This is a genomic window from Photobacterium gaetbulicola (assembly GCF_003025515.1).
GTDB classification, from domain to species: Bacteria; Pseudomonadota; Gammaproteobacteria; order Enterobacterales; family Vibrionaceae; genus Photobacterium; species Photobacterium gaetbulicola.
Window position 1 is genome coordinate 261,160 of the sequence record NZ_PYME01000002.1, and the last position, 16,181, is coordinate 277,340.

A 16,181-nucleotide genomic window follows, 5' to 3' on the forward strand; every position below is an offset into this window, starting at 1 on the left:
TACTATTTTCCTACATTATCCAGTCGAAATTAAACCGGCATATTCATGAGCTCTTTGTACGCTTCGACCATTTTATTGCGCACCTGAACCGTTGCCTCGAAGGCAACGCTCGACTTGTTTCGCGCGATCATGACATCAGACAAGGAAACGCTGCGGTCACCTTGGTCAAAGCGTGTGGCTAGCTCACTGGATTGAGATTGGAGTTGGTTGACACCTTTAATGGCATCGCCCAGCATCGCCCCGAAATCTGCACTGACCTGCTGCCCCGTCGCCGGGCGGGAAGCATTGGACGCTTCCAGTTTCATCGCCTGCATTTCGGCCTGAAGTCCATTTACTTTCATTTGTCTCTCCCACCCGTCAAAATAGTGTCAGTCAGATTTCTTTAATAATATGATTACGTTAAGTATGAAGGATTTCGTCCGTCATTGCGGTGGTCAAACTGGGATATCTATCCCAGCATCACGCATTTTTGCCAATTTATAGCGCAATGTTCTTGGGCTGATGCCAAGTTTTTCCGCGACATCCTTGCGGCGCCCATCGCAGGCACGAATGGTGTCTAGAATAATCGAAAACTCTTGTTCCCGCAGCTCATTTCCTAACCCATCCGCAGGCATGGCGCTTTTGGCCTTATCCGCAACCTGCTGCTCTGTAGCAATATTTGGCGCTACCGTACCGTCGTCGCTTTCCGAAGGAGCGCCGACCGTTGGCGCGAGCAATGTCTGCAAGCCGTCGGCCTGCAACCAATCGAGCCCCTCCAGCAAAATATCAGACTCCGCCACCAGGTGGCCCTGACACAAAATCAGCGCGCGCTGGATCACATTGTCGAGCTCACGGACATTGCCCGGCCAGGTGTACTGCTTGAGCTTGCCGACCGCCGCGGGGGAAAGCTCCGGCACCGGCTGCCCCTGCTTTGTACAATGGCGCTCCATCAAGTACTGGGCCAGCGGCTCGATATCACCCGGGCGTTCGGACAGGGCCGGCCACATCAGCGGGAAAACATTGAGACGGTAATACAAGTCCTCGCGGAAATGGCCCTTGGCGACATAGTCTTTGAGATCCCGGTTACTGGTTGCCAGCACCCGAACATCGAGCTTGATACTCTTACGGCTGCCCAAGCGCTCCACCTCACGCTCCTGCAGCACCCGCAGTAGCTTGGCTTGCAAGTTCAAATCCATTTCACTGATTTCATCGAGCAAAATCGTCCCGCCCTGGGCTTGTTCAAACTTACCGGGACAGGCCTGAACCGCGCCGGTAAACGCCCCTTTTTCATAACCGAACAAGGTCGCCTCCAGCATATTTTCCGGAATGGCGGCACAGTTAATGGCGACAAAAGGCCCGTCACTGCGGTTCGAGCTGTGATGAATATAACGCGACATCACTTCCTTGCCCGAGCCGCTCGGGCCAAGCACCATCACGCTGGCATCGGTCTTAGCGACTTTCTCGGCCAACGCCAATAGCTTGAGGGATTTCTCATCGGCCGCGATCGTCTGGCCGCTATCATTGCTCACTGGCGCATAACGGCTAACCATATTGAGCAGTACTTCCGGAGCAAAGGGCTTGGCCATATAGTCAATCGCGCCCTCTTTCATTGCCGACACCGCATCTTCAATGTTGGCATAGGCGGTCATCAGCAATACCGGCAACTTCGGCCAATGCTGCTTGATACTGCGAAGCAGACCCAGGCCATCCATCCCCGCCATCTGGACATCCGACACCACGATATCAACCGTGTTGGCCTTGAGCCGCAGCAGGGCCTGCTCGGCACTGTCGGCTTCGAGCGAGTGGTAGCCGGCCAAGGCCAGTGTATCAACCAAGGCTTCTCGCAAACCCTCGTCATCTTCGACGACTAACACACGGCTTGGGTTCATAGGGTCACTCCTGTCGGATCCAATTGATGTTCATTGTGTTTTGATTCTTGTCGCGGCTCGGTATTCGAGCTATCTGCCTGCGGCACGGACAGGGTAAAGCACGCCCCTTTGCCAAGCTCAGATTCCAGCGTCAGCCTGCCCTTGTGGGCATTGGCAACCATCTGCACCACGGCCAGCCCAAGCCCTGTTCCCTGCTTGCGGGTGGTATAAAAGGGCTCCAATATTTTTTGCTGCATTTCCGGGGCGATCCCCGGCCCGTTGTCCAGCACCGCCAGATGGATCCAGCCCCCCTGGGCAACCACTTTGACCGCGACCCGGCACTGCTTACCGGCCATCTGGATAGCATTGGTGATCAAGTTACTGATGGCGCTGGCCAGCGCATTGGCATTGCCCAGTAACGTCAGGGATTCGTCGTCACAATCAATGCTGAAATCAACCTGGCTATTGATCACCTGCGCTTCAACCATACCGTCGAGCTCATTAAGCAAGGTCTCCAGGGTAAAGCACTCCACCACCTTGTTGTCTCCGCCCTTGGCAAACAACAGCATGTCATTGACCTGTTTTTCCAAGTCATGCAGGCGATCAACCAGCTTGCCCTGAAAGCGCTCACGCATCGGCAGAGTCAGGTTGGGTGCCGCCAAGTTGGAGGCATACAGCATCGCGCTGGAGAGAGGCGTCCTAACCTGGTGCGCCAAGGAGGCAACCATCTTGCCGAGCGACGACAACCGCTGCATCTCGCTGACCCGGGACTGCAACAAACGGGTTTCTGTCATATCAGTGATAAAAATCAACTGGCCGCTGTTTGACGCCGAAATGGCCAATCTTACCCTACGGCCATTTTTCAATGAAATCTCATGGCCATCATCGTCACGGGGAGAGAAAGCGCGCTGAATCACATCAACCCAGCGTTGATCCTGCAGCGGCTCACCAAGCAATCGAATGGCTTCAGGGTTGGCCTCACGGACAATGCCGCCAGAATCCAAGAAGATCACCCCGGAAGGCATCACCTCTAGCACCTGCTGGTAGCGACTGACCTGTTGTGACAATGTGCCCAAAGCCGAACTTGTACTGTGCGGGGTACTCTGAGCGGGCTGATTATCATCCATGGAAAACCTAAAACTAAAATTGGGTTTATCACGACGCGTAAAGCAAAGTGGTGTGTTTAGTGCGATACACCCAGCAATACACTGTCAAAAAATGTGTAATGCATGAATAGTGCCAAGATTATATCTTTATTATCAGCACTTTATCTACAAGAAGGGATATAAAAAGGCGCCAATAAATTGGCGCCAGAAAGAAGGTCGTATTTTTGACTAGCGGCTCAGGCCATATTTGCGCATTTTTTCAACCAATGTGGTTCGGCGCATACCCAGCATATCTGCGGCTCGGGCCACAACGCCGCCCTGCGCTTCCAGTGCCTGGCTGATCATGTCTACTTCCAGCTCGGCCAGCATTTCTTTCAGGTTCACCCCTTCCGGCGGCAAATCGCTGTGATTCTGGATATTGTCGAGTTCCGACGCTTGGCTGCTGAACATGTCCGCCAAGGCCAGCCTTTCATGATCATCCACCGACATAAAGCTCTCTTCCGGCTGGAATTCAGGGAACTGGCTGTAACGGTACTTCATCGGCAGGTGGCTGATATCCACCATTTCACCCGGATAAAGAATGATCAAACGCTCAACCAAATTCGCCAATTCCCGGATATTTCCCGGCCAGTCATGCTCCATCAGCGAGGTCACGGCACGCGGGGTAAAGTGAATGGGCTTGGCACCCTGGGCTTCCATCCGCGCCAACAGCTCCTGCAGCAACAGTGGAATATCTTCCATCCGCTCGCGCAGTGCCGGCATTTCAATTGGGAACACATTCAACCGATAGTAGAGATCTTCACGGAACTTCTCTTCGGCAATCATGGATTCAAGATCGCGATGGGTCGCCGCCACAATGCGCACATCGGCTTTGATGGTCTCGCTCCCCCCCACACGCTCGAAGCAGCGCTCCTGCAATACCCGTAGCAATTTCACCTGCATCGACATCGGCATATCGCCAATCTCGTCCAGGAACAGGGTGCCACCTTCAGCCAGCTCAAAACGGCCCTTGCGCGCCGAAACCGCGCCGGTAAATGCCCCTTTCTCATGGCCGAACAGCTCGCTTTCCAGCAAATCCGGCGGAATTGCACCACAGTTGACCGGGACAAACGGCCCTTTGCCGCGCGTCGAGTGATAATGGATATTACGTGCGACCACTTCTTTGCCGGTACCCGATTCGCCAAAGATCAGCACACTGGCATCGGTCGCAGCAACCTGCTCCATCAAATGGCGGATCTGACTGATCGCTTCGCTGCGGCCAACCATGCTGCGGAACAGGGTGTTTTTACGGCCAAATGTAGGCATCTGGAAAGTTTGCTTACCCAGGAACTCTTTGCAATGGCGGAAGGCATCCATCAACTGGCCATAGTGCAATGGCTTATCAAGATTGCCTACATAGTTGGGCAATGCCGCGAGCTCATTTTCATGCTCGCCCATCGAGATCACCGGAATATGATGATGGGTTCGCAGAAAATTCAGCAGATTGGTTAGCGACTGGCTTGAAGAAACCTTACCGAGTAAACACGCGCCCCACTCTTTTTCCCAGTGCGAACTGTTAACCTCTTGAGACGAATAGGCCTCATATTGCTCACCGATAAAGGTAAGGATCACGCTTAAATCATGGCGATGCTGTTGGTCATCATCAACAACGAGGGTATGAACTTGCATAGAAAAGAGTTTGCCTGCCTACTTAAGAGTTATTTCGTGCTGGCATTATCGACATTCATATTAAAATTATGAAAAGAACTGCGTAATGCGACGAGAAACCACTTCAAATCTAATCTGACCATTGTAATTAAAGTACAGAATAAGGCAACCAACGGGGGGCAAAAGCTGTGAAGCTATCCCAATGAATAGCAAGCCAGAGATAGCTTTGGGGCAAAAAGCGAAGTAAAGAGTTGAGCAAAAACTTCACAATAACATTGTGAAGTTTCTCCGATTATTCCGCCAGATGGTGATATTCAGCAGGAATTTGCTCCCATGCTGATTTGATCTCACGCAGCAGGTCAACCACCTCGGTGAAGTTGTCCGGCTTGTTGTTCGAGCTGCCGTCAATAACATGGCGCATCATGAAATCATACAGGCTATCGAGGTTAGTCGCGATATCACCACCATCTTCCATCGACAGGCTGTCGCGCAATGTACCGATGATCGCCAGCGCCTTAGACACTCGCTCACCTTTCATTGCCACATTGCCCTGCTCCATGGCCGCCTTGGCCTGGATCAAACGCTCAATCGCCCCGCCCAGCAGCATCAATACTACACGGTGCGGCGACGCACTGGCCAACTGAGAATTAACTGACACTTGTTTATATGCCTGAAGTGAACCACGCATAACTATTTCCTATTTATTTTTGATACATTTTGTAGACAGACACGGATTTCTTGCCTTGCTTGGCGGTCAATAACTTCTGTCTAATTCGGGCTTTATTCTGTTCTAGCAGCGCTTTCAGATCGCGGGTCCGCTGCTGGACATCCTCAAACGTCTCCCGGCTTAGTTTCTCCCGGTCTGCCAGGATCATCTTGACCCGCTCATGCCTTGCCGCAACCAGTTGCTCGAGCTGCTCGGGGAAATCATCTGGATACTCATCGAGTGCGAGAAGGGCTTCGATCTGCTTCTCTAAAATGGTTAGTTCTTTCATGTTTCAACCTTAGAACACCAGCAAGCTCATCATAGTATTCAGTTCATTGTTCATTTTGTAGATGGCGGCATCCATAGCCGACATCTGTTTGTAAGTCCGCTCTTCATACGCTTCCATTCGGCGATCGAGCTCTCGCTGATCATCTTCCAGGCGGCGCTTTTGCCCCTCAAGAGACTCTTCCCGGTTGGTCAGCGTACCTTCACGGCCAACATAGGAGTCCATCAGTTTATCGACTTCTTTCAGAAAGCCGTTTTCACTGGCGAAGAACTGGTTGAAGGCGGCAAAATTCTCATCCAACGCATCATCGAGCATGTCGTCATCGATTTCCAACACCCCTTCACGAGTGGTAGTCACACCGAAATCAGACAGATAGAACTTTTCACCGTTAACATCCACCGGCGAGTTCATCAGGGTCCGCATCTGCCCAATAAAGGAGCGGGTAATGCTGTCACCAACCAGTGGGCCGCCGGTTTTCTCTTCGACATCATATTTTGACATTTCCTCAACCATCTCGAGGAAACCGTTGTAGCTCTCGGTGAATGATTCCACCGCGCCTTTGGCCTTGGCGGTATCATTGCTGATGGTGATATCGACTTTCTTTATATCAATGTCATCACGGCCGCCGCCTATGGTACCGGTCAGCTTTTCGACATTGAGCTTGACCCCATCAATAACATTATCGAATTCATTGGTATCACTGGTTGCAGTAAGGAAATTATCAATCAGAATTTCTGCATCCAATGCTTCCTGCATCTGGTCCATATCAGGGTTTGCCGTTGGATCGGCCGGATCAAACCCCAGGGTAGCCAGATCACCGTTGGCATTTGAGGCATCAATGGTGATGGTGTTCGCCGCCCCGGTTTTGTCACTAGTAAAGACGATATGGGCCTGGTCACCGATGGTTATCGTCGTCGCGTTGATCCCCGGATTGCCGTTGGCGTTATTGATCGCATCCACCACGTCCTTCAGGCTGCTCTTTGCCGGGTCAATCGTCACCGTCATGCTTTCGCTGCCAAGCGAAAACACCAGTTCACCGTCACCCAGGCTGGCACTCGGGTCGGCGTCCAAGCCATTTGCGCTGACTAAACGGTGGGATTGGGCAAGCTGGTTGATTTCAATCGAGTAGTTACCGTTCTGGGCATGGCTCTCTGCGCTGACCTTGAGATAGTCGTTTTCCGAGCTCACCGCTTTCTTGCTGAGGAATACTTCCTCCTCATCGAATTCTTCAAACATATCCTGCATCTCGGACATGGACGAGTTGACCTGCCCGTAGGCACTCAAACTCACTTCCACTTCCTGCATCTGTTTGTCGATACGCTGTTGCTTGGGCGTGCGCTCCGCTGCCACCAGCATATCTGTCATGCCAGCAACGTCCAGACCCGAACCTAAACCACCAACCGATAACCCCATGCGACCCCTTTACACCTTCTGGCTGAGCGAGACTGGCGGATACTTTGCCAGGCTTTCGTTAATATCTAGCAATTCTTGTGCCGGAACTTGGCGGATCACCTCACCACTTGCTTTATCAATAATGATAACAATAGGATCGCCACCTTCATTGTCCACTTCAAACTTCAATTCACGATTGACATTCTGGAAGTACATGGCCATTTTTTCCGCCATTGCCTCGTCGGGCTGCGGCCGAGACGTTTCCCCCTGCGCGTTGGCCGTTTCATCGGAAACGAGGGACGTTTCTGGCTGCTTGGTAAGATTGATATTTTTTTGAGCCGTATTGATGTCACGACCGGAAGAAGAAGTATCGTTAGGATTGGAGGAGGTGGTGACTGGTATTGGCCGCATAGGGCTGTCAGGTGGAATCTCCATATTTTCACCCTCGTACAATGGTAAAAAGGCATGGCACACTTTGCGCCATGCCTTAGAGGACTAGATGATTACAGTAGGCTCAATGCCGCCTGAGGGTTCATTTTAGCCTGAGCAAGAATCGACGTTGATGCCTGCTGAAGGATCTGGTTCTTGGTCAAATCCGTGGTTTCTTTGGCAAAGTCCACATCCTTGATTCGGCTGTTAGACGCTGTCACGTTCTCACTCACGTTGGCCAGGTTATTCAGGGTGTGGTTGAAACGGTTCTGTACCGCACCCAGTTCTGCACGCTGGTCATCAATCGAGGCGATACCGGCATCCAGGGCATAAACCGCTTGCTGGGCACCAGCTACAGTAGTGACGTCCAGATCGCTCAGCATGTTTTGGCCGCTGTCTGCAGCACCTACTGCAATGTCTGTCAGGCCTGTAGCAACGGCAGTGCCACCTTTAGCTGCTGCAGTAACGGCAAGCGTAGTACCTGCAAGGTCATTGTCTGCAATACCAGTGATGGAAATATCACCTGAAGTCTCATCAAGCGCTGCCACCATACCGGTACCACTCATGCCCGAGTTGATCGCATCGACAATACCAGCAGAGTCTGTGGTACCACTTAAGTCAATGGTCTTGTCAAATGCAGCAGAGCCAGTACCAGAACCTGTGATAGTAATACTACCACCAAGCATACCCGCCGCCGCACTTGCCTGGATTGCACCCGCGGTGGCAGCAGCCCCCTCCTGGCCGAGATTATCGACTGAAATATCACCAAGGGACATGCTGATGGTTTCGTTTGCCGCCGCACCGACCTGGAACTGCTGGGTACCGTAAGTACCGTCCAGTAGCTTCTGGCCACCGAAAGTCGTGGTTTCAGAGATACGGTTAAGTTCTGTGGTTAGCTGATCCATTTCTTTCTGGATAGCACCGCGGTCTTCGTCAGAGTTCGAGCCGTTGGCAGCCTGCAAAGACAGGTCACGCATACGCTGCATGATGTTGGTCGATTCCTGCATCGCACCTTCAGCTGTCTGGGCGATAGAGATACCGTCGTTGGCGTTACGCATTGCAACGTCAAGGCCGTTAGTCTGGCTGGTTAGACGGTTAGAGATTTGCAGACCCGCCGCATCATCTTTGGCACTGTTGATACGCAAGCCGGAAGACAAACGCTCCATGCTGCTGCTTACGTTGTTTGTTGCTGAACCTAGGTGACGCTGGGCCGTCATCGCTGAAACGTTAGTATTTACGGTAACAGACATATTTCGCTCCTTGTTGAGTTACAACCCAGCCTAAGCGGGGGTAAATATCTCTTTTTTGTTAAGTACTTCTGTTAACGGCAAGAGAAAAAATACCTTTAGGATTTTTTTAAAAAAAATTTTTTGGCCAATCGCGAGCCAATGTCAGCGCTCACGCCACATTGGCAAGGAAACAGGTTGCCGCATTCAGCGAACGATGAAAGTTGACGCCTAAAAGCGGCAGGCGGTTGCCGCTTTTGTTGTATGGCGATTAGAGGTAGTTGAACAGGCTGAGTTGCTTGGTTTGGTTAAATGCGGCTTGTGAGGCCTGTAGGGCAAGCATATCTTCATTGAGCTCGATGATCGCCTTGCTGTAATCCAAGTCTTCCAAGCTCCCTTTGGCCTTGTTGAGGCTAAGCTCGAAATCCTTGTGCTGCGATTCGTAGGTATCGAGGGTCTTCATTTCCGTCCCCACCTCGGCACGTCGCTGGTTCATATGCACATAGCTGGCATTTAACTCTTCGATCGAGCGCTGCAAGCTGGCCCGAGCTTCCGGCGATGACGTGGGGTATTCGGAGTATTTAATCGCATCCCCGAGCGTTTCGAACAAATCTATGGTCGAAGCCGGATCCAACGAAACACTGTCGCCATCTTTTAGCTCACCGTTAAATTGGATCTTGAGATCAGCCGCACCATCGCTATACGCTATTCCTGCTGCAGGGTCGTATGGTTGTTGCGGTCCCAGAGAGGCACCGTCCCGGAACAACTCGTAATCAAAGCCCCCCGCACCATTGTCATGGAAATCGACGCGATAGGCTGAACTATCTGTGGATACACTGTTCTCTGCCGAAAGCAGGGACAGTTCTGAGCCATCCTGTAGCCCGGCGTAATCTGGACGGTAATCACCAAACGGGTTATCTATGCCCATAAACACCAAGTCTCCGGGCTGGCTGGTTTTCACGTGCACCGAGGTGTCTATCCGGGCTTCACGGTGACCGCTATCGCCCAGATACTGCATCTGCCCGCTGGCATCGGCAACAAAAGGCTGGGTTCGCACCTGGTGGCCGGCAAAGACATAATTGCCGCCTTCATCCTGGGTGTTGGCAAGGTTGAGCAACCCCTCGTACAAGCTTTCTAGCTCATTCTTAAAAGCCGTCTTGTCGTCACCCGCCATTGCACCGTTGATCATGCCGATCACTTTCTGCTTGGCGCTATCAACGTGGCTCTCGACATTTTTCAGTGAGGTTTCCAGCGTCCCCAACCGGTTATTGGCAAGCGTTATCGATTTTTGAAACTGCTCGATTTGCACCAGTTGCTGTTTGTACTTCTGGGTAGACACCGATGCGATGGGATCGTCACCGGCTGTTTTTATCCGCTTGCCGGTCGCCAGCTGCTCGTTGGTGTTGTTGACCGCCCCTTGCTTGCGCATCAGGTTGGAGGTCAGGTTTTGGTATTGGGAAAAAGTCGACACTCTATTGATCATAACGCCTCCAAGCCTTAAACAGCACGTAGCAGGGTATCAAAGGTTTCGCGGGCCACGCTCATAATGCGCGAGGATGCCATATAAGCTTGCTGAAACTTCATCAGGTTGGCAGCCTCCTCATCCAGGTTAACCCCTGATACACTGGCTACCCGCTCACTCGCCGCATCAAAATCTAGCTGACTAATCTGACCGAATTTTTCTGCATTCATTTTCTGGATACCGACATCAGTCGTTAAGGTTTGAAACAGGTCAATGACACTGGAGCGGCCATTGTTCATGGTCTTTTGGGTTTGCAGGTGCTGCATGGCCATCAGGTTGCTGTTGTCACCTTCTGCTGGTACTGCACCCAACTGAACCATAAAACTATCGCCGGCCATCGCACCACCGGACAATGCCAATGTCGGTACGCCATTATTCATAGCATCGGCAAAGTTGATGACGTTATCTGAAATTGGGTAATTCAAATCCGTTGTCGGATTACCGTTTTCATCGATCAAGGTTTGCTGGGTACCTTGAGCATCAACAACCGATAAAGTGTCGCCACTATTACTGATGATAACTTGATAGCTACCACTCACTTGTGCTGTCGATAAAGGCTCCAGCTGCGCGGTCCCCAGGTTGCCTTCAGCATCAACCACCACCCGTTGTGCCGCAATATCAGAAGGTTCAGTCGCACTCATCGCCATGTGTGCCCCACCGAGGCGGACGGGACGAATCGTAAAGGTTTCGTCAGATGGCGCAGCCGAAAGACTACTTACCTCAATTTTCATACCATCGGCTTGCAGTACTTGCGGATCAGTGGCTTGAATACTCTGGTTCAACACCTCTTCACCTTTGGCGTTGAACATCTGATAGGTATTAGTCACACCGTCAGTACTGGCTTTTAGCTTATAATCACCCACCTGAAGCTTAGATACATCGTCGATAGCCACTGCCATCTCTGCACTGCTACCGATAGGCTTGAGTACCCGCTGGCTCATCGCAACGGGATCATTGATATCCGCATACAGGTTTTTACCCTGCTCACCATTGAGATCCAAACCCTGGCGCTGGATCGTATTGACCTGCCCGGCAAAGCCGATTGCCATCCGCCCCACTTCATCGATGCTGCGTTCAACCACATCGCGGCGAAACCCCACCATCGCACCCAGGATCCCGCCCATGCTGTCGGATTCAATCGGCTTGGTCGTATGGCCGTCATCGACCGCAATCTGGGTTTGCAACGGATCGGGATCGCCGGGTATCACGGTAAGGCGCGATGATTCTGTCCCCGAGACCAGGGTTTGGCCATCACCGATGATCACCGTATTGGCCAGGTTATCTTTGCCTTTGAGCACCGTCACTTTGGTGTACTGCGCCAGTTCATTGACCAAACTCTGCTGCTGGTCAAACAAGTCATTTTTCTCCCCTGCCGGGTTTTCCTGAATGCGCTTGTTCAAGGTGGCAATTTCTTGCCCCAAGCTATTGACTCGGTCAACCGTTGCCACCAGTTGGTCATTGACATCCCGCTGCATGCCAGAGAGTGTCTCGTAGGTACTATTGACGGTTTGGCTGACCAATGCGGCATTTTCCAGTACTGCTTTGCGCGATCCTAAGTCGTTAGGGTGATCCGCCAAGCTTTTTACCGAGTCGTAATAGTCATTCATACTGGCAATAGTCTTGCTGGCATTGTTAGAGATAAATTCGTCCATCACCGCCAGCTGAGCATGGCTCTCATTGGCTTGGTGGAGCTGGGTGGTCGACTGGGTCAGCTCTCTTGCCGCAAACTGATCGTAGGCCCGGCGGACATTATCAATATAAGCCCCCGTGCCATACTGGCTACCACCAATCCAATGGGCGTCATCCGCTTTCTGCTCAGCGCTCTGGCGGCTGTATCCGGGCGTATTGACGTTGCTGATATTGTGGCTGGTCACGTTCAGCTGCTTCTGAGAAGTCCTCAGCCCACTCATACCGATATTGAGCAAATCCAACGCCATCACTTATCTCCAGCCAATATAAACAGCAACATTGCCGTCCAGAAATCTAACATTCACTCAAGATACAAATGCAATATCCATACCAAAACCAAATCCAGCACAATATAAGCAGGCATAAAATTTGCATAACCCGCTATATCCATTCAGAAGCGGCAATCCATGTGATCATAAAGAGTTTGCAATGAAGATAGACTTAACCCCAACCGCGACACTCACGCTGCAGGAGGCCTTCCAGCTTGGAGTCAACACCTACCAGGAAGGCAACAAAGCCAAAGCGCGTGAAATTTTCGAATCTATTCTGGAAAAGGCTCCTGAAGCTATTGATGTATTGCAAGTTTTAGCCGTTCTTGATGCCGACGATGGCCAGTACCTAAAAGCCGAAAACAAACTGCGCAAGGCGCTGTCACTGTGCCCCGACGATACCGCCATTCAGTTGGATCTTGCCCACACCCTGAAGCTGCAAGGACGAAATATTGATGCGCTCGCTTTACTGGGTGAAATCTTGACGGTTTCTCCACAGCATCAAGGCGCGCTGCAATTACAGGGGGAAATACACAAAGCAACGGGCAACCGAAGTCAAAAAGCGGATAAAACACTCAAGCAGGTCTCTCAGCAAAAAGACCACCAGCTAGAGCTAGAAATTCAGAAAACGTTAGAGACCGTTGTCCAATTGTTGACCGGCCAGCATTACCAGCCCGCCGAGCAATTATTGCAGTCAATGCTGTTGCTTTGTCCACAAAACCTCGATTTGCAGCTCAAGCTGGCCACGGTGTATACCTTGCAAGAGAAGTACACCAACGCGACTCATCAGCTGAAGTCAGCCTTGGCGTTGAGCCCGTCTAGTGAAAACATCATTCTGATGTTGGCAAAGCTTTACCGCCATACCAAGCAATATGAGGCGGGGGTTATCGCATGTACAACTTTTGCCAAAAATACCCCACAACTAGGCCCTGAGCTAGGAAAGTTATTCTCTGAACTGCTCATGCTAAAAGGCGAATACCACGATGCCTATGAGATGAGTCGCCAGTTGCTACGACAAATGCCTTCTGACCCCGAGGTATTATGGGTGAATGCCATCTCGTTTTTCAAAAAAGTAACTGAAAAACAGCTATTCTCCAGCGAGTTAATTGAGCAGGCGGCAAAAAAACTGACTGCCGCTCTTGATGCAAACCTAGATAATCATGAGAAAGCCATCAAGCTGTCACAGGGAATGTTTGATCTCACATATTTAAGCGGTGATTTCCAGCAAGCTGAGCAATACCTCAATGCCGTTTCCGAGCACTATCCTGACGATGTAAAAGTACAATGGAACAGGCATATCCTATATCGCTACCACCAGCAATGGGAGCAATATTATCAAGCTTATGAGAGTGGGATTGAGACAGGCGACAGGACAAGTTACAAAGTAAACAAACCTTACTGGACACCGGAGCGCCCTTTTTCTGACAAGGTCCTCGTTGTTCGAGAGCAAGGGGTGGGTGATGAAGTTCTTTTTGCCCACAATTTAAACTATTTGATTGCAAAGGTCAGCCAAGTTTACCTGGCCTGTGACGAACGCCTTGTACCTATGATGCAATTGGCGTTTCCTTCGATAGAACTTATCCCTATCAAAGCGAATTCAGCAACCATCCAAAACCAGATTAAACTCAAGCTACTTGAAAATATTGACAGTTGGCTTCCTATGGGAAGTATCAGTCAGTACATTTTTAAAGAGACTGGCAAACATTGGCATGACGAGAAATTTGTCCAGTTTCCTGACGAGATGCAGCAGTCCTGGCAACATAAAGTCAACGACTCCTCAAAGCCAACATCGTTGAAAATTGGTATTAGCTGGCGAAGTGGGCTGCGTTCCGGTGCACGAAACCGAAACTACTTATCGATCAATGATGTTGCCCACTTCATGAAGCAGTTTCCAAATGCAACGTTTTATAACTTACAGTACGGCGATTGCGACAAAGAGCTGAAAAAGCTGAAAAAACTCACCGGCATAGATGTCATTACCTTTGACGAACTGGATCTTAAAGATGATTTCTTATCGACCGCTGCTCTGATTAACTCTCTTGATGCCGTATTCACTTCGGGGAGTTCCGTGTTCCGCTTAACTGTCGCGGTTGGCAAGCCTTGTTATGTCTTTGTCGCAAGGGAGCAAAATGATTGCTATACGCAACCCATCTCATTTTATGGTGAAGGTAAAGACAAGCGCCACGAAAAGATGTTTGCTTATCCACCTCTTATCGATAACAAGTTCCCTGTTGTTGAAGCAATAGCAAACTGCATAAAGAAAGATTTTGGTATATAGCCACAAGCCCTGAGTACACATACGCAGAAAGTGCAACCGTATAAATGCTAATCGACTGCTACAGCGCGTTAGCTGTAGCAGCGGCAAACGATGACATAGAGTGCAGCACGATGACTCAAAAAAAACAATTAATCATTATTGGCGCAGGTGGGTTTGCCAAATCGATAGTCGATAGTCTCGATCATCAAAGCTACAACCTTGTTGGTTTTATCGATACTTTCAAACAGGGACAGCATATTGGTTTTGATATTATCGCCAATCACCTCGATGACCTCGCCTCTCCCCAAGATTATGTCTATTTTATCGGTGTTGGTGATCCGATCGTCCGCCATCAGTTTTACATGCAGTTACAAGAGAGTGGGCTTGAACAAATCAATATCATCGACCCCACCGCAATGCTCGCCAAAGACGTCAAGCTGGGTAACGGTATTTATATTGGGAAAATGTGTATTATCAACAGCGGTACCAGGCTCGCCGACGGCGTGGTGGTCAATACCCGCTCCCTCATCGAACATGGCAATAATATTCAGTGCTGCTCGAATATTACAACGAATGTCGTGCTTAATGGTGATGTCACTGTCGGCAGCCGAACATTCGTCGGCAGCTGTACGGTCGTCAATGGCCAAATAACGATTGGCGCCAACAGCATTATTGGCTCCGGCTCTGTTGTTATCCGCAACATTGGCGATAATATAGTCGTCGCCGGCTCACCAACACGTCTAATAAGAGAAATCACAACATGAATCCGATATACATTGTTGCCGAAATTGGCTGCAACCATAATGGTGATTTTAAACTAGCAAAACAAATGGTTGACGAGGCAAAAAAGGCCGGTGTCGATGCCGTGAAGTTCCAGACCTTCAAGGCAGAACAACTCATTTCAAAAATTGCGCCTAAAGCCGAATACCAGATAGTGCAGACGGGGAATGACGAGACACAGTTGGAGATGACGCGCAAGCTGGAGCTACCCTATGATGAGTTCATCAAATTGGAACACTATGCCAAATCACTTGGGCTGGATGTGTTTTCGACCCCTTTTGATATGGACTCGATTGACTTTCTCGCTTCACGCCAGCAGAAAACCTGGAAGATCCCATCAGGGGAGCTCCTAAATCTGCCTTATCTCGAGAAAATTGCGCGCCTCCCCATTGCTGGTAAAAAAATTATCCTCTCTACCGGTATGGCGACACTTGAAGAAATTTCCCTGGCACTTAGCGTACTAAACCAAAACGGTATGTCGCCAGGCGACATCACCATCCTGCATTGTAATACCGAATACCCAACTCCCTTTGAGGATGTCAATTTAAATTGCATTGCAGGCCTGAAAGAAACATTCAGTGAGTATCAAGTTGGCTTCTCCGATCACTCACCAGGCTATTTTGCCGGTATTGCATCGGTACCCTTTGGGATTTCGATGATTGAAAAGCACTTCACGCTAGATAAAAGCTTCGAAGGGCCGGATCACAAAGCGTCGGTCACCCCCGATGAGCTTCGCCTGCTGTGTGAGGGGATCCGAGCTGTCGAAACATCTCTGGGCAGCCGGGAGAAAACCGTAACCCCGTCTGAGCGTAAGAACAAAATTGTGGCGAGAAAGTCTATCGTTGCAAAAAAAACCATTCAAAAGGGCGAGCATTTTACGCTAGATAATATCACGACCAAGCGCCCTGGAAATGGCATTAGCCCGATGGCTTGGTACGACTTACTCGGCAAACAGGCAGAGCAAGATTTTTCTGAAGATCAGTTAATTACGCATACAGGCTTTAGTGCACAAGAAGTTTGAGTAT

At 50.4% G+C, this 16,181-nt stretch carries 14 protein-coding genes; 3 read left to right on the plus strand and 11 right to left on the minus strand.

What is annotated here, in order from left to right:
* Positions 1-29: 29 nt before the first annotated feature.
* From fliE to flgK, 11 genes are all read right to left on the minus strand, one after another.
* A complete protein-coding gene (gene fliE / locus C9J03_RS02695; RefSeq protein WP_039467351.1) occupies positions 30-341 on the minus strand; it encodes a flagellar hook-basal body complex protein FliE in 312 nt (103 codons plus the stop codon).
* A gap of 93 nt (positions 342-434) precedes the next feature.
* A complete protein-coding gene (locus C9J03_RS02700) occupies positions 435-1,868 on the minus strand; it encodes a sigma-54-dependent transcriptional regulator (protein ID WP_044623991.1) in 1,434 nt (477 codons plus the stop codon).
* Complete coding sequence (locus C9J03_RS02705) at positions 1,865-2,974, minus strand: sensor histidine kinase (RefSeq protein ID WP_044623992.1); 1,110 nt, start codon at positions 2,972-2,974, stop codon at positions 1,865-1,867. Before C9J03_RS02705 ends, C9J03_RS02700 begins: the two co-directional genes overlap by 4 nt.
* 207 nt (positions 2,975-3,181) lie before the next feature.
* The gene (locus tag C9J03_RS02710; protein ID WP_044623993.1) at positions 3,182-4,621 is read right to left on the minus strand and encodes a sigma-54 dependent transcriptional regulator; all 1,440 of its coding nucleotides are present in this window, start codon (positions 4,619-4,621) and stop codon (positions 3,182-3,184) included.
* Positions 4,622-4,892: 271 nt separating this feature from the next.
* Complete coding sequence (fliS, locus tag C9J03_RS02715) at positions 4,893-5,288, minus strand: flagellar export chaperone FliS (RefSeq protein ID WP_044623994.1); 396 nt, start codon at positions 5,286-5,288, stop codon at positions 4,893-4,895.
* Positions 5,289-5,301: 13 nt separating this feature from the next.
* Positions 5,302-5,595, minus strand: a complete 294-nt coding sequence (locus tag C9J03_RS02720) for a hypothetical protein (RefSeq protein ID WP_044623995.1) — start codon at positions 5,593-5,595, stop codon at positions 5,302-5,304.
* Between the two features lie 9 nt (positions 5,596-5,604).
* Positions 5,605-7,005 (minus strand): flagellar filament capping protein FliD, encoded by a 1,401-nt coding sequence (gene fliD / locus C9J03_RS02725; protein ID WP_044623996.1) that lies wholly within the window; start codon positions 7,003-7,005, stop codon positions 5,605-5,607.
* Positions 7,006-7,014: 9 nt separating this feature from the next.
* Positions 7,015-7,419 (minus strand): flagellar protein FlaG, encoded by a 405-nt coding sequence (locus tag C9J03_RS02730; protein ID WP_107291655.1) that lies wholly within the window; start codon positions 7,417-7,419, stop codon positions 7,015-7,017.
* Between the two features lie 68 nt (positions 7,420-7,487).
* A complete protein-coding gene (locus C9J03_RS02735; RefSeq protein ID WP_044623997.1) occupies positions 7,488-8,663 on the minus strand; it encodes a flagellin in 1,176 nt (391 codons plus the stop codon).
* Between the two features lie 247 nt (positions 8,664-8,910).
* On the minus strand, positions 8,911-10,122 hold the full coding sequence (flgL, locus tag C9J03_RS02740; protein ID WP_044623998.1) for a flagellar hook-associated protein FlgL: 1,212 nt from the start codon (positions 10,120-10,122) through the stop codon (positions 8,911-8,913).
* Positions 10,123-10,136: 14 nt separating this feature from the next.
* Positions 10,137-12,098: a flagellar hook-associated protein FlgK gene (gene flgK, locus C9J03_RS02745; RefSeq protein ID WP_044623999.1), complete on the minus strand. Its 1,962-nt coding sequence runs from the start codon at positions 12,096-12,098 to the stop codon at positions 10,137-10,139.
* A 181-nt stretch (positions 12,099-12,279) separates the two neighbouring features.
* On the opposite strand from flgK, the gene C9J03_RS02750 reads away from it, so the two are divergent.
* From C9J03_RS02750 to neuB, 3 genes are all read left to right on the plus strand, one after another.
* Positions 12,280-14,397 carry a tetratricopeptide repeat protein gene (locus C9J03_RS02750; RefSeq protein WP_044624000.1) on the plus strand — a complete coding sequence of 706 codons (2,118 nt, stop codon included), beginning with the start codon at positions 12,280-12,282 and terminating at the stop codon, positions 14,395-14,397.
* Between the two features lie 110 nt (positions 14,398-14,507).
* Positions 14,508-15,140: a NeuD/PglB/VioB family sugar acetyltransferase gene (locus C9J03_RS02755; protein ID WP_044624001.1), complete on the plus strand. Its 633-nt coding sequence runs from the start codon at positions 14,508-14,510 to the stop codon at positions 15,138-15,140.
* Entirely contained in the window at positions 15,137-16,177 is a 1,041-nt protein-coding gene (gene neuB, locus C9J03_RS02760) for an N-acetylneuraminate synthase (protein WP_044624002.1), read from the plus strand. Before C9J03_RS02755 ends, neuB begins: the two co-directional genes overlap by 4 nt.
* Positions 16,178-16,181: the final 4 nt, after the last annotated feature.